The organism is Nakamurella leprariae, from assembly GCF_016918035.1.
Classification (GTDB): domain Bacteria; phylum Actinomycetota; class Actinomycetes; order Mycobacteriales; family Nakamurellaceae; genus Nakamurella; species Nakamurella leprariae.
Genome location: NZ_JAERWK010000005.1, coordinates 20,911 through 37,235, shown reverse-complemented (window position 1 = coordinate 37,235; position 16,325 = coordinate 20,911). Strand labels below are relative to the sequence as shown.

General features: G+C 72.0%; 14 protein-coding genes. 8 read left to right on the top strand and 6 right to left on the bottom strand.

Features of this window, described 5'->3' with window-relative positions:
- The first annotated feature begins 39 nt into the window (after positions 1 to 39).
- From nuoI to JL106_RS02960, 7 genes are read left to right on the top strand one after another with little or no spacing between them, the layout of a single operon-like run.
- Complete coding sequence (gene nuoI / locus JL106_RS02990; protein WP_407940082.1) at positions 40 to 570, top strand: NADH-quinone oxidoreductase subunit NuoI; 531 nt, start codon at positions 40 to 42, stop codon at positions 568 to 570.
- Positions 571 to 593: 23 nt separating this feature from the next.
- Positions 594 to 1,607 carry an NADH-quinone oxidoreductase subunit J gene (locus JL106_RS02985; protein WP_407940081.1) on the top strand — a complete coding sequence of 338 codons (1,014 nt, stop codon included), beginning with the start codon at positions 594 to 596 and terminating at the stop codon, positions 1,605 to 1,607.
- Positions 1,604 to 1,900, top strand: coding sequence for an NADH-quinone oxidoreductase subunit NuoK (gene nuoK / locus JL106_RS02980; protein ID WP_205259206.1), 297 nt, complete (start codon positions 1,604 to 1,606; stop codon positions 1,898 to 1,900). The genes JL106_RS02985 and nuoK overlap by 4 nt, the downstream gene beginning before the upstream one ends.
- A 10-nt stretch (positions 1,901 to 1,910) precedes the next feature.
- Positions 1,911 to 3,851 (top strand): NADH-quinone oxidoreductase subunit L, encoded by a 1,941-nt coding sequence (nuoL, locus tag JL106_RS02975; protein ID WP_205259205.1) that lies wholly within the window; start codon positions 1,911 to 1,913, stop codon positions 3,849 to 3,851.
- A gap of 8 nt (positions 3,852 to 3,859) precedes the next feature.
- Entirely contained in the window at positions 3,860 to 5,602 is a 1,743-nt protein-coding gene (locus JL106_RS02970; RefSeq protein WP_205259204.1) for an NADH-quinone oxidoreductase subunit M, read from the top strand.
- Positions 5,599 to 7,311 carry an NADH-quinone oxidoreductase subunit NuoN gene (gene nuoN / locus JL106_RS02965; RefSeq protein ID WP_205259203.1) on the top strand — a complete coding sequence of 571 codons (1,713 nt, stop codon included), beginning with the start codon at positions 5,599 to 5,601 and terminating at the stop codon, positions 7,309 to 7,311. Before JL106_RS02970 ends, nuoN begins: the two co-directional genes overlap by 4 nt.
- 40 nt (positions 7,312 to 7,351) lie before the next feature.
- Positions 7,352 to 8,362 carry a polyprenyl synthetase family protein gene (locus JL106_RS02960; RefSeq protein ID WP_407940080.1) on the top strand — a complete coding sequence of 337 codons (1,011 nt, stop codon included), beginning with the start codon at positions 7,352 to 7,354 and terminating at the stop codon, positions 8,360 to 8,362.
- Between the two features lie 37 nt (positions 8,363 to 8,399).
- Here JL106_RS02960 and JL106_RS02955 read toward each other — a convergent pair whose 3' ends face one another.
- Positions 8,400 to 10,016: an MFS transporter gene (locus tag JL106_RS02955; protein ID WP_205259202.1), complete on the bottom strand. Its 1,617-nt coding sequence runs from the start codon at positions 10,014 to 10,016 to the stop codon at positions 8,400 to 8,402.
- A gap of 130 nt (positions 10,017 to 10,146) precedes the next feature.
- Between JL106_RS02955 and JL106_RS02950 the strand changes: the two genes are divergently transcribed.
- Positions 10,147 to 11,118 carry a TIGR03557 family F420-dependent LLM class oxidoreductase gene (locus tag JL106_RS02950; RefSeq protein ID WP_205259201.1) on the top strand — a complete coding sequence of 324 codons (972 nt, stop codon included), beginning with the start codon at positions 10,147 to 10,149 and terminating at the stop codon, positions 11,116 to 11,118.
- A gap of 158 nt (positions 11,119 to 11,276) precedes the next feature.
- On the opposite strand, the gene JL106_RS02945 is transcribed toward JL106_RS02950, so the two are convergent.
- The 5 genes from JL106_RS02945 to JL106_RS02925 form a co-directional block, all read right to left on the bottom strand.
- A complete protein-coding gene (locus JL106_RS02945; RefSeq protein ID WP_407940079.1) occupies positions 11,277 to 11,612 on the bottom strand; it encodes a DUF779 domain-containing protein in 336 nt (111 codons plus the stop codon).
- A gap of 131 nt (positions 11,613 to 11,743) precedes the next feature.
- Entirely contained in the window at positions 11,744 to 13,267 is a 1,524-nt protein-coding gene (exaC, locus tag JL106_RS02940; protein ID WP_205259199.1) for an acetaldehyde dehydrogenase ExaC, read from the bottom strand.
- 153 nt (positions 13,268 to 13,420) lie between these two features.
- Positions 13,421 to 14,653: a GAF domain-containing protein gene (locus JL106_RS02935; RefSeq protein ID WP_205259198.1), complete on the bottom strand. Its 1,233-nt coding sequence runs from the start codon at positions 14,651 to 14,653 to the stop codon at positions 13,421 to 13,423.
- Between the two features lie 46 nt (positions 14,654 to 14,699).
- On the bottom strand, positions 14,700 to 15,695 hold the full coding sequence (gene rarD, locus JL106_RS02930) for an EamA family transporter RarD (RefSeq protein WP_328841115.1): 996 nt from the start codon (positions 15,693 to 15,695) through the stop codon (positions 14,700 to 14,702).
- Positions 15,692 to 16,183: a YajQ family cyclic di-GMP-binding protein gene (locus JL106_RS02925; protein ID WP_205259197.1), complete on the bottom strand. Its 492-nt coding sequence runs from the start codon at positions 16,181 to 16,183 to the stop codon at positions 15,692 to 15,694. The genes rarD and JL106_RS02925 overlap by 4 nt, the downstream gene beginning before the upstream one ends.
- Between the last annotated feature and the right edge of the window lie 142 nt (positions 16,184 to 16,325).

Below are 16,325 nucleotides of genomic sequence, written 5' to 3'. Positions count from 1 at the left end.
GTCCCCGGCACGCCGCTGGCGTCGCCGTCCAACTCCCCGCTGGACCCGGTGAAAGGGTTCGGCGTCACCTTCCGGACCATGTTCAAGCCGGTCGTCACCGAGGACTACCCGCGCAACCCGCGCCCGCCGGCGTCCCGGTACCACGGCCGGCACCAGCTGAACCGGCATCCGGACGGGCTGGAGAAGTGCGTCGGCTGCGAGCTGTGCGCTTGGGCGTGCCCGGCGGACGCGATCTTCGTCGAAGGCGCCGACAACACCGAGGAAGCCCGGTTCTCGCCCGGGGAGCGGTACGCGAAGAACTACCAGATCAACTACCTGCGCTGCATCGGCTGCGGGCTGTGCATCGAGGCCTGCCCGACCCGGTCGCTGACCATGACCAACGAGTACGAGCTGGCCGACGACGAACGGCAGCGGCTGATCTGGACCAAGGACATGCTGCTGGCCCCGCTGGCCGACGGCATGGAGCAGCCGCCGCACCCGATGCGACTGGGGGACGAGCAGGACTACTACGCCAACGGGCCGGACTTCCTGCGTGATCTGGAGACCCGGCAGGCGGGGGGTGCGCGGTGAGCGCGCTGCCGTTCCTGGCCGAGATCACCGACACCACCAGCACGGTCGCCAGCACGGCCGGTGCCGAGCAGATCGCGTTCTGGATCCTGGGACCGCTGGCCCTGCTCGGTGCGGTCGGCATGGTGCTGTCCCGCGGCGCGGTGCACTCGGCGCTGTGGTTGGTGCTGACCATGCTCTGCCTGGGCTGCGCGTACCTGGTGCAGCAGGCCGAGTTCCTCGGCTTCGTGCAGATCATCGTCTACACCGGCGCGATCATGATGCTGTTCCTGTTCGTGCTCATGCTGACCGGGCGGGACGCCGGTGACTCGGTGTTCGAGGTGCTGCGGGGGCAGCGGGTGGCCGCCGCCCTGGTCGGCATCGCCCTGGTCGCACTGCTCACCACGGGGCTGCTGCGGGCGCTGGACGCCCTGCCCACCGTCGGGCTGGACGAGGCGCTGGCCCTGCGCGGCGCGGTCGGGTCGATCGCCGAACTGGTCTTCACCGACTTCCTGTTCCCGTTCGAGCTGACCAGCGCGCTGCTCATCACCGCCGCGGTCGGTGCCATGGTGCTCACCCACGTGGAGAAGTCGACGCTGGCCCGCACCCGGCAGCCGGAACGGGTCCGGGCCCGGATGGCCTCGGGCCGGATGTCGCCGCTGCCCGGTCCAGGGGTCTTCGCCACCAGCTCCAGCAACGCCACTCCCGCGCTGCTGCCGGACGGATCGGTGGCGCCGGGGTCGGTCTCGGCGCTGGTGGAGCGGTCCGAGAGCGACCGGGTGACCCGGCGGTTCCGCGGCCACCAGAGCCTGGTCCCGCTGGGCGGCGAGCCACCGTCCACGAGCACCGACGCGCAGCCGCCGCCCAGCCGGCAGCCGGGTCCGGGGCTCGCCGCGGCCGGCGCCGGGGTGCCGCGTCCCGACGACCCGTCGGCCGATCCGGCCCCGACCGCCCCGCCCGATACCTCCGACGCCTCCGGCGCGACGGCCGGCAGCAACCCCTTCGGGGGTGCGGCGGGACTGCCGGCCCGGACCGGCTCGTCGGCTCGGGAGCCCCGATGACCACGCACTGGCTGGTGGTCTCGGCGCTGCTGTTCGGGGTGGGCGCGGTCGGGGTGCTGGTGCGCCGCAACGCGATCGTCGTCTTCATGTGCGTCGAGCTGATGCTCAACGCGGTGAACCTGTCGCTGGTCACGTTCTCCCGGATGCACGGGAACCTCGACGGGGTGGTGGTGGCCTTCTTCGTCATGGTCGTCGCGGCGGCCGAGGTGGTGGTGGGCCTGGCGATCATCATGGCGATCTTCCGGAGCCGCCGCAGCGCCTCGGTCGACGACGCCAGTCTGCTGAAGTACTAGGGACGGGGTCATGACCGGAACCGGTACCGGGGTGCTCGCCGCCCTGCTCATCGCCCTGCCGGCCCTCGGGGCCGCCGTCCTGCTGCTCGCGGGCCGCCGCACCGACCGCTGGGGTCACCTGCTCGGCTGCGCCACGGTGATCGCGGCGTTCGTGGTCGCCGTGGTGCTGTTCGCCACCGCACTGGGACAGCCGGACGACGCACGCTTCCGCGAGGTCGAGCTGTTCACCTGGATGAACACCGGCTCGTTCGACGTGCCGCTGGGCCTGCTGATCGACCCGCTGGCGCTGACCTTCGCGCTGCTGATCACCGGGGTGGGCGCGCTCATCCACATCTACTCGATCGGCTACATGAGCCACGACGCCGACCGGCGGAAGTTCTTCGCCTACCTGAACCTGTTCGTCGCCGCGATGCTGCTGCTGGTGCTGGGCAACTCGTTCGTGACGCTCTACTTCGGCTGGGAGGGCGTGGGTCTCGCGTCCTACCTGCTGATCGGGTTCTGGTCGGACCGGCCGGCGGCGGCGACCGCGGCGAAGAAGGCCTTCGTGATGAACCGGGTCGGCGACGTCGGCCTGGCCCTGGCCATCTTCTGGATGTTCGCCGAGTTCGGCACCGTCACCTACACCGGGGTGTTCGATCGGATCGGCGAGCTGGCCGCCGAGAGTCCCGGTGTGGTCACCGGGATCGCGTTGCTGCTGCTGTTGGGCGCGTGCGGCAAGTCCGGGCAGGTCCCGCTGCAGGCCTGGTTGCCGGACGCCATGGAGGGCCCGACGCCGGTGTCGGCGCTCATCCATGCGGCGACCATGGTCACCGCGGGGGTGTACCTGATCGCGCGGTGCGCCCCGATCTACGACCTGACCCCGGACGGGCGGCTGGTGGTGGCCATCGTCGGCACCGTGACGCTGCTGCTGGGCTGCATCGCCGGCTGCGCCAAGGACGACATCAAGAAGGTGCTGGCCTACTCGACGGTGTCCCAGATCGGCTACATGTTCCTGGCCGTCGGGCTCGGCGCCGGCGTGTACGCACTGGGCATCCTGCACCTGCTCACCCACGGCTTCTTCAAGGCCGGACTGTTCCTGGGCGCCGGCTCGGTGATGCACGCGATGCGCGACGACGTGGACATGCGGCACTACGGCGGGCTGGCCCGGCGGATGCCGATCACCTTCGTGACGATGGGGCTGGGGTACCTCGCCCTCATCGGATTCCCGTTCCTGTCCGGGTTCTGGTCCAAGGACCCGATCATCGAGGCGGCGTACGCGGCCGGTGGCACGCAGGGCGTGATCATGGGGACGGCGGCGCTGCTCGGCGCCGGGCTGACCGCGTTCTACATGACCCGGCTGATGATCATGACGTTCCTGGGCCGGCCGCGGTGGGAGGCGATCGCGGCCGGGGGCGGCGGAGCACCGGAGCCCGTGCACCCGCACGACCCGCCCCCGGTGATGACCGGGCCGATGATCGTGCTGGCCATCGGGTCGGTCGCCGCCGGTGCCTTCCTGGCCCTGGGCGACCGGCTGGCCGGCTGGCTGGCCCCGTCGGTCGGCCCGTTCGAGGAGCCGCACCCGGCGGTCGCGCCGATCGTCATCACGATCGCCACCCTGGTGGTCATCGCGGCCGGCATCGTGGTGGCCTGGCTGCTGATCGGCCGTCGGCCGGTGCCGGTGGTCGCACCGGCCCGGGTCAGTCCGCTCGTCGCGTTCGCCCGGGCCGACGTCGGCGGCAACTGGCTCAACGAGACGTTGGTCGCCAAGCCGGGTGTCGAGCTGATGCGCGGCCTGCTGGTCGCCGACCGGCGTGGTGTGGACGGAGCGGTGCACGGCACCGCGACGGTGGTGTCCGGCCTGGCCGGGTGGTGGCGGCGCTGGCAGAACGGGTTCGTCCGGTCCTACGCGCTGTCGATGCTGGCCGGCGTGGCCCTCGTGGTGGGAGCAGTCATGGTGGTGAGCGTCGGATGAACACCGGCATGGATCAGGTTCCCTTCCCGCTGGTGATGCTGGTGGTGCCGGCGGTGGGCGCGGCCGTGGTCGGCCTGCTGGCCGCCCGCGGCGCCCCGGCGCGGGCGACGAAGCAACTGGCACTCGGGTTCTCGCTGGTCGAGCTGGTGCTGGCGGTGCTGTCCTGGATCGGCTTCCGGAACTGGCAGACGAGCGGGGGTGGGTCGGAGGGCGCGCTGTTCGCGCAGACCACCTCGTTCGACTGGATCCCCGCCTTCGGCGTGCGGTTCTCGCTGGGGCTGGACGGCTTCTCGCTGGTGATGATCGCGCTCATCGCCGTGCTGGTGCCGATCGTGCTGCTGGCCTCGTGGGAGGAGCGGCTGCCGCAGGGCCGCACCTTCGGCGGCTACTTCGCGCTGCTGCTGGCCCTGCAGTCGGCCATGGTCGGCGTGTTCGCCGCGACCGACGTGTTCCTGTTCTACGTGATGTTCGAGGTCATGCTCATCCCGATGTACTTCCTGGTGGGCGGCTTCGGTGGGCCGCGCCGGCAGGCCGCGGCGATGAAGTTCTTCCTGTACAGCCTGCTGGGTGGCCTGCTCATGCTGGCCTCGGTCATCGGGCTGTACGTGGCCTCCGGCCGGGTGCTGGCCGAGCAGGGCCGGTCCGGCACGCTGGACTTCGCCACGCTGCGCGAGATCGCCGACCAGATCCCGCTGTCGAGTCAGCTGTGGATCTTCGCCGGGTTCGCCATCGCCTTCGCGATCAAGGCGCCGTTGGTGCCGCTGCACACCTGGCTGCCGGACGCGGGCGCCGAGGCGCCGACCGGGACGGGTGTGCTGCTGGTCGGCGTGCTGGACAAGGTGGGCACGTTCGGGTTCCTGCGGATCTGCCTGCCGTTGCTGCCGGCGGCATCCCGGGAGCTGGCCTGGTTGCTGCTGCTGCTGGCCGTGCTCGGTGTCCTGTACGGCGCGGTCGTGGCCGCCGGGCAGACCGACCTGAAACGGTTCGTCACCTGGACCTCGATCGCCCACTTCGGCTTCATCGCGCTGGGGGTCTTCGCCTTCACCACCACCGCGATCTCCGGGGCGGTGCTGTACATGGTCAACCACGGCATCGCCACCGGGCTGCTGTTCCTGCTCGTGGGGATGCTGGTGAGTCGGGGCGGCTCCCGCTCGGTGACCGATTACGGCGGGGTCTGGAAGGTCGCGCCGGTGCTCGGCGGGCTGTTCCTGCTCGCCTCGCTGGCCACCGTCGCGGTGCCCGGCACCAACTCGTTCGTCTCCGAGTTCCTGGTCCTCATCGGCAGTTTCCCGCGGATCCCGGTGTGGACCGTGCTGGCCACGGTGGGCATCGTGCTCGCCGCGGTCTACATGCTGTGGGTCTTCCAGCGGGTCATGACCGGGCCGGTGCGCGGGTCGGCGGTGCTGCTCGACGAGCCGACCGGGGACCTGCCGGCCGGTCCCGGCTCGGAGCCGGAACCGGTGCCGCCGGCGCCGCCCGCCGCCGGCGGGACCGCCGTCGCGGTGCGGCCGGTCAGCACCGCCGCGGCCACATCAGGTGGCCGGCACCGCACCGAGGCGTCGGCCCGCCGGTTCCGCTTCGGGGACCTCAGGGCCCGCGAGATCGCCATCCTCAGCCCCCTCGTCGCGTTGGTGCTGCTGCTCGGGTTCTACCCGCAGCCCGTGCTCGACGTGATCAACCCGACCGCACAGCGCACCGTCGTCGACGTCGGGGTCACCGATCTGCCTGCGCCGCTGGGAGGCACCCGATGACCGATCCCTCCGTCCCGCCCATCGTCGCGCCGTCGGTCGACCTGGTGCTGGTGCTGCCGATCCTCGTCGTGCTGGGCGCGGCCGTGGTCGGCGTGCTGGTCGAGGCCTTCGTCGGCCGGTCCCGCCGGTTCGCCGTGCAGGCCGCGCTCACCCTGCTGACGGTGGCGTTCGCCGCGGTGTGGACCATCGTCGCCGCGGTCGGGGACCGGGTGGGCGTCACCTTCGCCGGGTCGGTGTCGGTGGACGCGCTCACCCACGTGGCCTGGGGGGTGCTGCTGGTGCTCGCCGTCCCGGCGGTGCTGCTGGTGCTGGACCGGACCGTGGAGCCCGGCGGGGCCTTCGTGGCCGCCGGGTCCGCCCCGGTCGGGTCGGCCGGTGACCGGCGGCAGAACCTGGGCAGCGGCGCCGGGGGCGGCGCGGACGGACCTGACGGAGCCCCGGGTCCGGCGCCGATGCAGACCGAGGTCTTCCCGCTCATCCTGTTCGCGGTCGGCGGGATGATGATCTTCCCGGCCGCGTCCGACCTGCTGACCTTCTTCGTCGCGCTCGAGGTGCTGTCGCTGCCGCTGTACCTGCTCTGCGGCCTGGCCCGCCGGCGGCGGCTGATCTCCCAGGAGGCGGCGGTCAAGTACTTCCTGCTCGGCGCGTTCGTCTCGGCGATCCTGCTGTACGGCATCGCGCTGCTGTACGGCTGGGCCGGGTCGATCCGGTTCGCGGACATCGCGGCGAAGATCGCCGGTGATCCCGGGACCGGCAGTGGTGTGGGCAACGACCTGCTGCTGCTGCTCGGGCTGGCCCTGCTGGTGGTGGGCCTGCTGTTCAAGGCCTCGGTCGGGCCGTTCCATCTGTGGACCCCCGACGTCTACCAGGGCGCGCCGACCGCGGTCACCGCGTTCATGGCCGCCTGCACCAAGGTCGCCGCCTTCGCGGCCATGCTGCGGGTGTTCCTGACCTTCCTGCCGCCGGTGCAGGACATCTGGATCCCGGTGCTGTCGGTGATCGCCGTGGTGTCCATGCTCATCGGCTCGATCATCGGCGTGGCCCAGTCGGACATGAAGCGGGTGCTGGCGTACTCCTCGATCGCCCACGCCGGGTTCATCCTGCTCGGGGTGATGTCGCTGTCCGAGCGGGGCGCGTCCGGCACGATGTTCTACCTGCTCAGCTACGGCTTCGCGACCATCGGGGCGTTCGCGATCACCATGCTGGTCCGCCGCGGTGCGGGAGAGGCGACCCGGCTGGAGGAGTGGTCGGGGCTGGCCAAGCGGTCTCCGGTGCTGGCCGCGGTGATGACCCTGTTCCTGCTGTCGTTCGCCGGGATCCCACTCACCAGTGGGTTCATCGGCAAGCTGACCGTGTTCACCGCGGCGGTCGACGCCGGCCTGACCCCGCTGGTGGTCATCGCCATGATCGCCACGGCCATCACCGTCGCGTTCTACCTGCGGGTCGTCGTGGTCATGTACCTCACCCCGACGGACCGGGCTGATCGGTCGGCTGATCGGTCCGCCGGGGGTTCCGGACCGGGGAGCCGGACGGTGAGCGGCGCCCCGGGCACGCTGCTGGAGACGACCACCGCGCCGGTGTCGGTGGTGGTGCCCGGTCCGGCCATTGCGATCGTGCTGGTGGTGTGCGCGCTGGTCACGCTGCTGCTGGGGTTGGCTCCGTCACTCGGACTGGACCTGTTGGACGTTCCGCTGCCACTGCTGTCGTAGGGTCGACCGCGTGACTTCGACCGGAGGGACGGCGGCCGGCGTGGAACCGACGAGCAGTCCCGACGGTCCCACCCTGGCCGGGGTGCAGCTGGCCGATCCGCAGCTGGCGGCCCGCGTGACCACCGGACTGCAGCGGGTCGAGCACCTGCTCGAGACCGAGCTGGCCAGTGACCTGCCCTTCGTCACCGAGGCCGCGTCACACCTGATGCGCGCCGGCGGCAAGCGGTTCCGGCCGCTGTTCACCCTGGTCGCGGCCGGGATCGGACCCGATCCGGAGCACGAGGACCTGGTCACCGCGGCCGCGGTGGTGGAGCTGATCCACCTGGCCACGCTCTACCACGACGACGTGATGGACGAGGCCGACCTGCGGCGCGGGGCGAAGTCGGCCAACGCCCGCTGGGACAACTCGGTGGCCATCCTGATCGGCGACTTCCTGTTCGCCCAGGCGTCCCGGCTGGTCGCCCGGCTGGGCACCGAGGCGGTGCGGATTATCGCGGAGACCTTCGCCGAGCTGGTCACCGGGCAGACCCGGGAGACCGTCGGACCGCCCGCCGGGGCCGACCCGATCGCGCACCACCTCACCGTGCTGGACGAGAAGACCGCTGCGCTCATCGACACCTGCGGCCGGTACGCGGGCATGTTCTCCGGCGCCTCGGACACCGAGATCGACGCGCTGCGCCGGTACGCGCGGGCCGTCGGCGTGGCCTTCCAGATCTCCGACGACCTGTTGGACATCAGCTCGTCCGACTCGGGCAAGACGCCGGGAACCGACCTGCGCGAGGGCGTCCCCACCCTGCCGGTGCTGTACACGCTGGCCGATCCGGCCGCCGACCCCCGGCTGCGCGAGCTCGTCTCCGGGCCGATCAGCGGGGACGCCGAGGTGGCCGAGGCGGTCGCCCTGCTGCTCGTCTCGCCCGGCATGGACCAGGCCCGGCGCACCCTCGCCGGCTACGCGGACACCGCCCGCGACGCGCTGGCCGCGTTGCCCGCGTCGACCTCGCGCGACGCGCTGGCCTCGCTCGTCGACTTCGTGGTGGTCCGCTCCCGCTGATCCGGTCGCTGGTCGGTCGCTGATCGATCGGGGCCGGTCATGGCCCGCTCGGCTCCGACTGCCGGCCGCTGGAGGGATCCTCGTCGATCTGGTCGTCGATCTGGTCAGCCGGATCGGCCGGCGGCTTGCGCACCAGCCACCAGCTGACCGCGGCGCCGATCACTCCGACCACGGTGACGACCAGGAACGCGGCCCCGTACCCGAAGTCTGACGCCCGGCGCGAGGCGCCGAGGTAGACGCTCAGCGTCGCGTCGAAGTCTTCCGGCCGCAGCCCGGTCGCCTCCTCGGCCACCAGCTGGTCCCGCAGCGCGGTCCCGGTCACGTCGTCCAGCGCCGGCAGGCCGCGGGCGGCGACCTCGTCGTCCAGCTTGGCCAGGTAGGTGGTGTGGAACACGGCGTACAGCAGCGCGATGCCGATGGCCCCGCCACCCTGCTCGGCCGTCGCCGACACCCCGGACGCCTGGCCGGAGTCCCGGTCGGGGACGGTGTCGAGCGACACCGGGTCGTTCACGGTGAGCACGATGGCCAGCCCCGAGCCGTACAGCAGCAGCCCGGGCAGCATCGGCAGGAACTCGTTGGCGTGCACGGCCAGCGCCAGGGCCACCCCGGACACGGCCAGCAGCAGGAAGCCGGTGACCAGCGGGACGCGCCCGCCGACGGCGTCGTACCAGCGGCCGGCCAACGGGGCCAGAATGATCATCGGCAGCGTCGTGGGGATGAGGGCCAGTCCGGCCAGCCCGGGATCCATCTCCAGGTTCAGGATCAGCAGCAACGGGAAGATGATGCCCAGGCCCATCTCGACCACGCCGCCGAGGCCCTGGCTGAGCGTCGCGCCCAGGTAGTTGCGGTGCCGCCGCAGCAGGCCGAAATCCATGAGCGGGTCGTGGCAGCGGCGCTCCCGGACGACGAACCCGATGCCCGAGGCCACCGCGACGGCCAGCGGGACCAGCACCGCGGGGGAGGCGAAGCCGCCGTCGCCGCTGCTGGAGGACAGTCCGAGCACCAGTCCGATCAGGGTCAGGCAGAGCAGCACGGTGCCGGCCAGGTCGACGTGCACCCGGCCCGAGCGCGCCTGGTCGGCCGGGACGGCGCGCAGGGTGAGCACCAGGGTGACGGCCAGCAGCGGCAGGTTGATGAGCAGCACCGAACGCCAGCCCAGCGAGCTGGTCAGCCCACCGCCGATGGTCGGTCCCAGCGCGCCGGCCACCGCGGCGATGCCGCCCATCAGGCCGAGCGCCCGGCCGGCGTCCGACCGCGGGAAGGCACCCCGGACGATGGCCACCGTGGCCGGGAGCATGAGCGCGCCGCCGGCGCCCTGCACCACCCGGGCAACCAGCAGGATCGGGAACGTCGGGGCCAGGCCGGCCACCGCGGATGCGCCGGCGAACAGCACGCTGCCGAGCAGGAAGATCCGGCGCCGGCCGAGGAGGTCGCCCAGCCGGCCGCCCAGGACCAGCAGACCGGCCAGCGGCAGCAGGCTGGCGGTGAGCACCCACTGCACCGTGGACGACTGCACCCGGAACGTGCCCATGATGTCCGGGAGGGCCAGCGGGACGGCGGTCTGATCGACCAGGATCATCCCGTTGGCCAACGTCATGGCCAGCAGCGTCAGCCGCGCTGCGCCCCTCCCGGTCTGCTGTCCTCGCGCGCCCATGGCGGTGATCGTCGCACTGGACGGGTGCTCCCGGGGTGATCGGATCGGGTGATCCCACGGGGTCACGTCGACCGGCACCCGAGCGGGTGGCGTTGGTTCGCCGTCACGGCCGTCGGGCACCAGTGATGACATGACACGCTTCGGATACACCCTGATGACCGAGCAGAGCGGGCCCAAGGCCCTCGTGCAGTACGCCGTGGCGGCGGAGCGCGTCGGGTTCGACTTCGAGGTCAGCAGTGACCACTACTTCCCCTGGCTGGACGAGATGGGCCACTCGCCGTACGCGTGGACGACGCTGGGCGCCGTCGCCCACGCCACCGAGCGGGTCGAATTCATGACCTACGTGACCTGCCCGACGATCCGGTACCACCCGGCCGTCGTCGCGCAGAAGGCGGCGACGCTGGGCGTGCTGTCCGACGGTCGCTTCACCCTCGGCCTGGGGTCGGGCGAGTCGCTCAACGAGCACGTGGTCGGCGAGGGCTGGCCGGCCGTGGGCGACCGGCAGAGCATGCTGCAGGAGTCCGTCGAGATCATCCGCGAGCTGTTCACCGGCGAGCAGATCAGCTACGACGGTGAGTACTTCCGGATCGACCGGGCCAAGCTCTGGGACCTGCCCGAGACGCCGGTCGAGATCGGCCTGGCCGTCTCCGGCGAGCACTCGATCAAGCGGTTCGCCCCGCTCGGTGACCACCTCATCGCCACCCAGCCGGACGCCGACGCGGTGCAGACCTGGGACGCCGAGCGCTCCGGCGCGCCGGCATCGCGCAAGATCGGCCAGATCCCGATCAGCTGGGACCCGGACCAGGACACCGCGGTGGAACGGGCGCACCGGTTGTTCCGGTGGTTCGGCGGCGGCTGGAACGTCAACGCCGACCTGCCCATGCCGGCCGGCTTCGAGGCGGCCAGCCAGTTCGTGCGGCCGGAGGACGTCGCGGAGTCGATCGCCTGCGGGCCCGACCTGGACGAGCTGGCCGAGTCGGTGAGGCCGTTCCTGGAGGCGGGATTCACCGACGTCGCCATCGTGCAGATCGGGGACGAACGGCAGCAGGAGTTCCTGGACGTCGTGGCCGGGCCGCTGCTGGAGAAGCTGCGCGCCCTGTAGACCCGGAGCGGTGGTCCGCGAGGGTCGCCGGCGTGCGACGGTCAAGCAGCTGCCGTCGTTTCCTCCGTGTCCGGCGGTCACCCTCGCAGCTGCGGGGGTGACCGCCGGACCGGGCTTCCCGGAGGGGGTCGGTTGGGGCCCGGTGTGCCGGGCCCGGGTCAGGCCACCGGTCGCGCGTCCAGTTCGGCCACTTCCTCGTCGGTCAGCAACCGGGAACGGATGAGGAACCGGACGCCCTCGGGTGCCTCGACCGAGAACCCGCTGCCCCGGCCGGGCACCACGTCGATGGTCAGGTGGGTGTGCCGCCAGTACTCGAACTGCGATGCCGACATCCACACCGTCACCGGCGACTCCAGTCCTTCCACCACCAGGTCGCCGAGGCGCACGTCGGAGTCGGAGGTGATGAAGTCGCCGAGCGGGTAGCACATCGGCGACGACCCGTCGCAGCACCCACCGGACTGGTGGAACATCAGCGGGCCGTGCCGGTCCGTCATGCGCCGCAACAGGTCCGCGGCCGCCTCGGTGTGCGCGACCCGGGTCGCCGGCCCGCCCGTCGGGGCCGGGGCCTCGACGGGCGGTGCCTCGGCACTCTCCCGGCTGCCGTCCTGGAGGCTCATCGCGCGGCCTAGAAGAAGCCGGCCGGCTGCTGCGCGTACGACACCAGCAGGTTCTTGGTCTGCTGGTAGTGGTCGAGCATCATCCGGTGGTTCTCCCGGCCGATGCCGGACTGCTTGTAGCCGCCGAACGCGGCGTGTGCGGGGTACTGGTGGTAGCAGTTCGTCCACACCCGGCCGGCCTCGATCTCCCGGCCGGCCCGGTACGCGCGGGCACCGTCCCGGGTCCAGACGCCGGCACCCAGGCCGTACAGCGTGTCGTTGGCGATCTTGATCGCATCGGCCTCGTCGTCGAAGGCCGTCACCGACACCACCGGCCCGAAGATCTCCTCCTGGAACACCCGCATCGAGTTGGAGCCCTCGAAGATGGTCGGCTGCACGTAGAAGCCACCGGCCAGGTCGCCGTCCAGCTCGGCCCGGGCGCCGCCGGTGAGCACCTTGGCGCCCTCCTGCCGGCCGATGTCCAGGTAGGACAGGATCTTCTCGAGCTGGTCGTTCGACGCCTGGGCGCCCATCATCGTCTCGGTGTCCAGCGGGTTTCCCTGCTTGATCCGACCCACCCGCTCCACCGCGTCGCGCATGAAGTCCGAGTAGATGGACCGCTGCACCAGCGCCCGGGACGGGCAGGTGCAGACCTCGCCCTGGTTGAGGGCGAACATGGCGAAACCCTCGAGCGACTTGGAGTAGAAGTCGTCCTGCTGGGCGGCGATGTCCTCGAAGAAGATGTTCGGGCTCTTGCCGCCCAGTTCCAGCGTCACCGGGATCAGGTTGGCGCTGGCGTACTGCATGATCAGCCGGCCGGTGGTGGTCTCACCGGTGAAGGCGATCTTGGAGATCCGGGAGGACGACGCCAGCGGCTTGCCGGCCTCGACGCCGAACCCGTTGACCACGTTCAGCACACCCGGCGGCAGCAGGTCGGCGATCAGCTCGATGACCTTGAGGATCGACCACGGCGTCTGCTCGGCCGGCTTGAGCACCACGCAGTTGCCGGCGGCCAGCGCGGGCGCCAGCTTCCAGGTGGCCATCAGGATCGGGAAGTTCCACGGGATGATCTGCCCGACCACGCCCAGCGGTTCGTGGAAGTGGTACGCCACGGTGTCGGCGTCCAGCTGCGAGATGCCGCCCTCCTGGGCCCGGATGGCGCCGGCGAAGTAGCGGAAGTGGTCGACGGTCAGCGGCAGGTCCGCGCCGAAGCACTCGCGGATCGCCTTGCCGTTCTCCCAGCTCTCGGCCACCGCCAGCATCTCGAGGTTCTCCTCGATGCGGTCGGCGATGCGGTTGAGGATGACCGCTCGCTCGGCCGGCGAGGTGCGGGCCCAGGCGCGCTTGGCGCCGTGCGCGGCGTCCAGGGCCGCCTCGATGTCCTGATCGGTGCTGCGGGCCACCTCGGTGAACACCGCACCGGTGACCGGCGACGGGTTGCCGAAGTACTCGCCCTTGCTCGGCTCGCGCCACTCGCCGCCGATGAAGTTGCCGTAGCGGCTCTGGACGGAGACCAGGCTGTCGGCGGAACCGGGCGGGGAATACACAGTCATCGTTGACCTCCGGGCCGAGTGATCCGCCGGTCGCCGTCGTCGGCGACCGGGTGACCGGCACGGTAGGTCGGGCGACGTTGCAGCGACGTTGCAGCGACCTTGGCGCGACCTGCACCGGCAACCGTCCGGACGGTCCTGCCGGATGACCGCCGGTCAGGCCCGCAGCCGGCCGTCCAGGCGGGCGCTCTCCCCGGCGGCCGCCGCGCGCAGCGGCGAGGAGGCCGGCAGCGTCCGGGCCAGATGCTGCCAGACCGGCAGGTCGTCGGCGCCCCACGGCGTCCGGGTCCAGCTGACCAGCAGGTCCGGGATGCCGGCGCGGAGCACCGCCGCGCGCAGCTGGGCGTGCAGGCGGTCGCGTCGGTCGACGATGCCCGGCGCCTCGGAGGCCGGCAGCAGCGGGCCGGGGTAGGCGGCGACGGCGCCGCGCACGTCTCCGGCGGCCAGCAGTGCGGGCACGGTGAGCCAGTCGCAGGCCAGCGGGACGGCCAGCCGGTACGGCCGCGAGCGGACCACGTCGCCCAACACGGCCCGCATCCGGGCGAGCTCGGCGCGCATGGTCGAGCCACCCACGTCGTCGGCGTGGATCTCGACGGCCAGCCGGTCGCCGGAGACCCCGTCGGGATGATCGGCCAGCACCACCAGGATCTCGCTGTGCCGCAGGCTCAGCCGCCGGGCCGGCTCGGCGCCCAGGGTCAGCACGCACTCGTTGCCGCCCAGTGCGCGGGCCCGCCCGGACCGTTCCCCGGGCACCGCGAACGCCTCGGGGACCAGCACCGAACCGGCGGGTCCGACGGCGCCCCGGCCGCGGTCGGCACGGTCCCGGGTGGCCAGCCGGGCCAGCTCGGCCTCGGCCAGCAGCGCCCCCGCCCGGATCAGCGCCAGCGTCTGCGGCCCGGCGACCTCGACGCCCCCGGTCACGTCGACCACGCCGAGCAGGCGCCCGGTGGCCGGATCATGGATCGGCGCGGCCACACAGGTCCACCGCTGCACGGAATGGGCGAAGTGCTCGTCCCGACGGATCTGCACCGGCGCGTCCAGCCGCAACGCGGTGCCCGGGGCGTTGGTGCCGGCCACCCGCTCCGCCCAGCTCGAACCCTCGACGAAGTTGATCGCCTCGGCGCGGCGGCGGGCGGCCGGTGCGCCGGACACCCACAGCAGCGTGCCGTCCGCGTCGCCGACCGCCATCACCGCGTCGCTGTCGGCGGCGGCCCGGCCCACCACGTCGGCCAGCAGCGGCACCACCCGGGCCAGCGGATGGGCCCGTCGGGTGTCGGCGATCTCGTCGGGGGCGGCGGTCAGCGGGGCGACGGAGGAATCGGCGTCCACCCCGGCCGCGGCCGAGCGCAGCCAGGACTCGACCACCAGCGGTCGCAGCTGCTTCGCCACGAGCACCAGGATGCCGTGAGCCGCGCCGCCCGACAAACGGAGGCGATCAGGCCGGGGCGCGCCCCCGTCGGGCCGTGCGCACGGCGTCGAGGCTCAGCACCACCAGGGCCAGCCAGATGATCACGAAGCCGGCCCACCGGTAGGGCGGCATGGTCTCGTCGAACCACAGCACGCCCAGCAGGAGCTGCAGCACCGGGCCCAGGTACTGCAGGCCGCCCAGCACGGTGAACGGGAGCCGTTGCGCGGCCCCGGCGAAGGCCAGCAACGGCAGGCAGGTGAGCAGACCGGTCACGGCGAGCAGCGCCAGGTGACCCGCGCCCCGGTCCAGCGTGCCACCGCCGTGGACCTGCAGGACGACCAGGAAGACCGCGGCCGGCACCAGCTGGATCAGGCCCTCGGCGGTCATCGACACGGTGGGCGCCGCGCGCACCACCTTCTTGATGGCGCCGTACAGCCCGAAGCTGGTGGCCAGGACCAGCGCCGTCCACGGGGCCGAGCCACTGCCGACGACCAGTACGACCACCGCGGCGGTGCCGAGCCCCACCGAGACCCACTGCGCGCGCCGCAGCCGCTCGCGGAAGACCAGCACGCCGAGGGCCACGGTGATCAGTGGGTTGATGAAGTAGCCCAGCGCCGCGTCGACCACGTGACCGGCGTTGACCGCCCAGATGTAGACGCCCCAGTTGACCGCGATGAGCACGGCCGCCGCGGCCAGCATCAGCCACTGCCGCGGGCCCAGGCGCCACAGCGGTCGCCACCCGGTCATCAGGCTGGTCACCACGGCCATGCACACGAACGACCAGATCATCCGATGGGCCAGGATCTCGCCGGCGCCGGCCGGAGCCAGCAACGGGAACCACAGTGGGAACAGGCCCCACATCAGGTAGGCGGTCAGACCCAGCAGCAGGCCGCGCCGGTCGACCGGGGCACCCCCCGTGTCCGACCGGACCATGGCGCCGGGGAGCGCGTCGGGACCGACCTCGGGAACGACCACCGACCGGGCCGGCCCACCGGGGCCGGCCGGGCCGGCGGCCCCGGTCACCGGTAGTTGGTGAACTGCAGCGCGATCTCCAGGTCGGCGTCCTTGAGCAGGGCGATGACGGCCTGCAGGTCGTCCCGCTTCTTGCTGGTCACCCGCAGCTGGTCGCCCTGGATCTGCGCCTGGACGCCCTTGGGGCCCTCGTCGCGGATGGTCTTGGCGATCTTCTTGGCCTGCTCGGAGGAGATGCCCTGGACCAGGGACCCACTGGCCCGGTAGGTCTTGCCGGACGCGGTCGGATCGCCGATGTCCAGCGCCCGCAGCGAGATGCCCCGCTTGACCAGCTTCTCCTTGAAGACGTCGATCGCCGCCTTGCACCGCTCCTCGGTGTCGGCGGTGATGGAGACGCCCTCCTCGCCGGCCCAGGCGATCGAGGCGTTGGTGCCGCGGAAGTCGAACCGTTGCGACAGCTCCTTGGCCGCCTGGTTCAGCGCGTTGTCCGCCTCCTGACGGTCGACCTTGCTCACGATGTCGAACGACGAGTCAGCCATCTGGGGTCTCCTTCTGGTCGTGTCGGCCGCTGGTCGGCGCGCGCCCGGTCCGCCACGCACGTCCCGTCCCCGGGGGTGGCCGACCGACCATCCTGCCATCCGGCGACCGGTGCGGTCGGGTCGGCGACCTCGCGATTTCGGT

Excerpts from the sequence above, each read along its gene's own strand:
- JL106_RS02945 (WP_407940079.1), bottom strand. The coding sequence starts at position 11,612 with ATGACGGACCGGCACGGCCCGCTGATGTTCCACCAGTCCGGTGGGTGC.
- nuoK (WP_205259206.1), top strand. The coding sequence starts at position 1,604 with ATGACCACGCACTGGCTGGTGGTCTCGGCGCTGCTGTTCGGGGTGGGC.
- JL106_RS02970 (WP_205259204.1), top strand. The coding sequence starts at position 3,860 with ATGGATCAGGTTCCCTTCCCGCTGGTGATGCTGGTGGTGCCGGCGGTG.
- exaC (WP_205259199.1), bottom strand. The coding sequence starts at position 13,267 with ATGACTGTGTATTCCCCGCCCGGTTCCGCCGACAGCCTGGTCTCCGTC.
- nuoN (WP_205259203.1), top strand. The coding sequence starts at position 5,599 with ATGACCGATCCCTCCGTCCCGCCCATCGTCGCGCCGTCGGTCGACCTG.
- JL106_RS02950 (WP_205259201.1), top strand. The coding sequence starts at position 10,147 with ATGACACGCTTCGGATACACCCTGATGACCGAGCAGAGCGGGCCCAAG.
- nuoL (WP_205259205.1), top strand. The coding sequence starts at position 1,911 with ATGACCGGAACCGGTACCGGGGTGCTCGCCGCCCTGCTCATCGCCCTG.
- JL106_RS02925 (WP_205259197.1), bottom strand. The coding sequence starts at position 16,183 with ATGGCTGACTCGTCGTTCGACATCGTGAGCAAGGTCGACCGTCAGGAG.
- JL106_RS02955 (WP_205259202.1), bottom strand. The coding sequence starts at position 10,016 with ATGGGCGCGCGAGGACAGCAGACCGGGAGGGGCGCAGCGCGGCTGACG.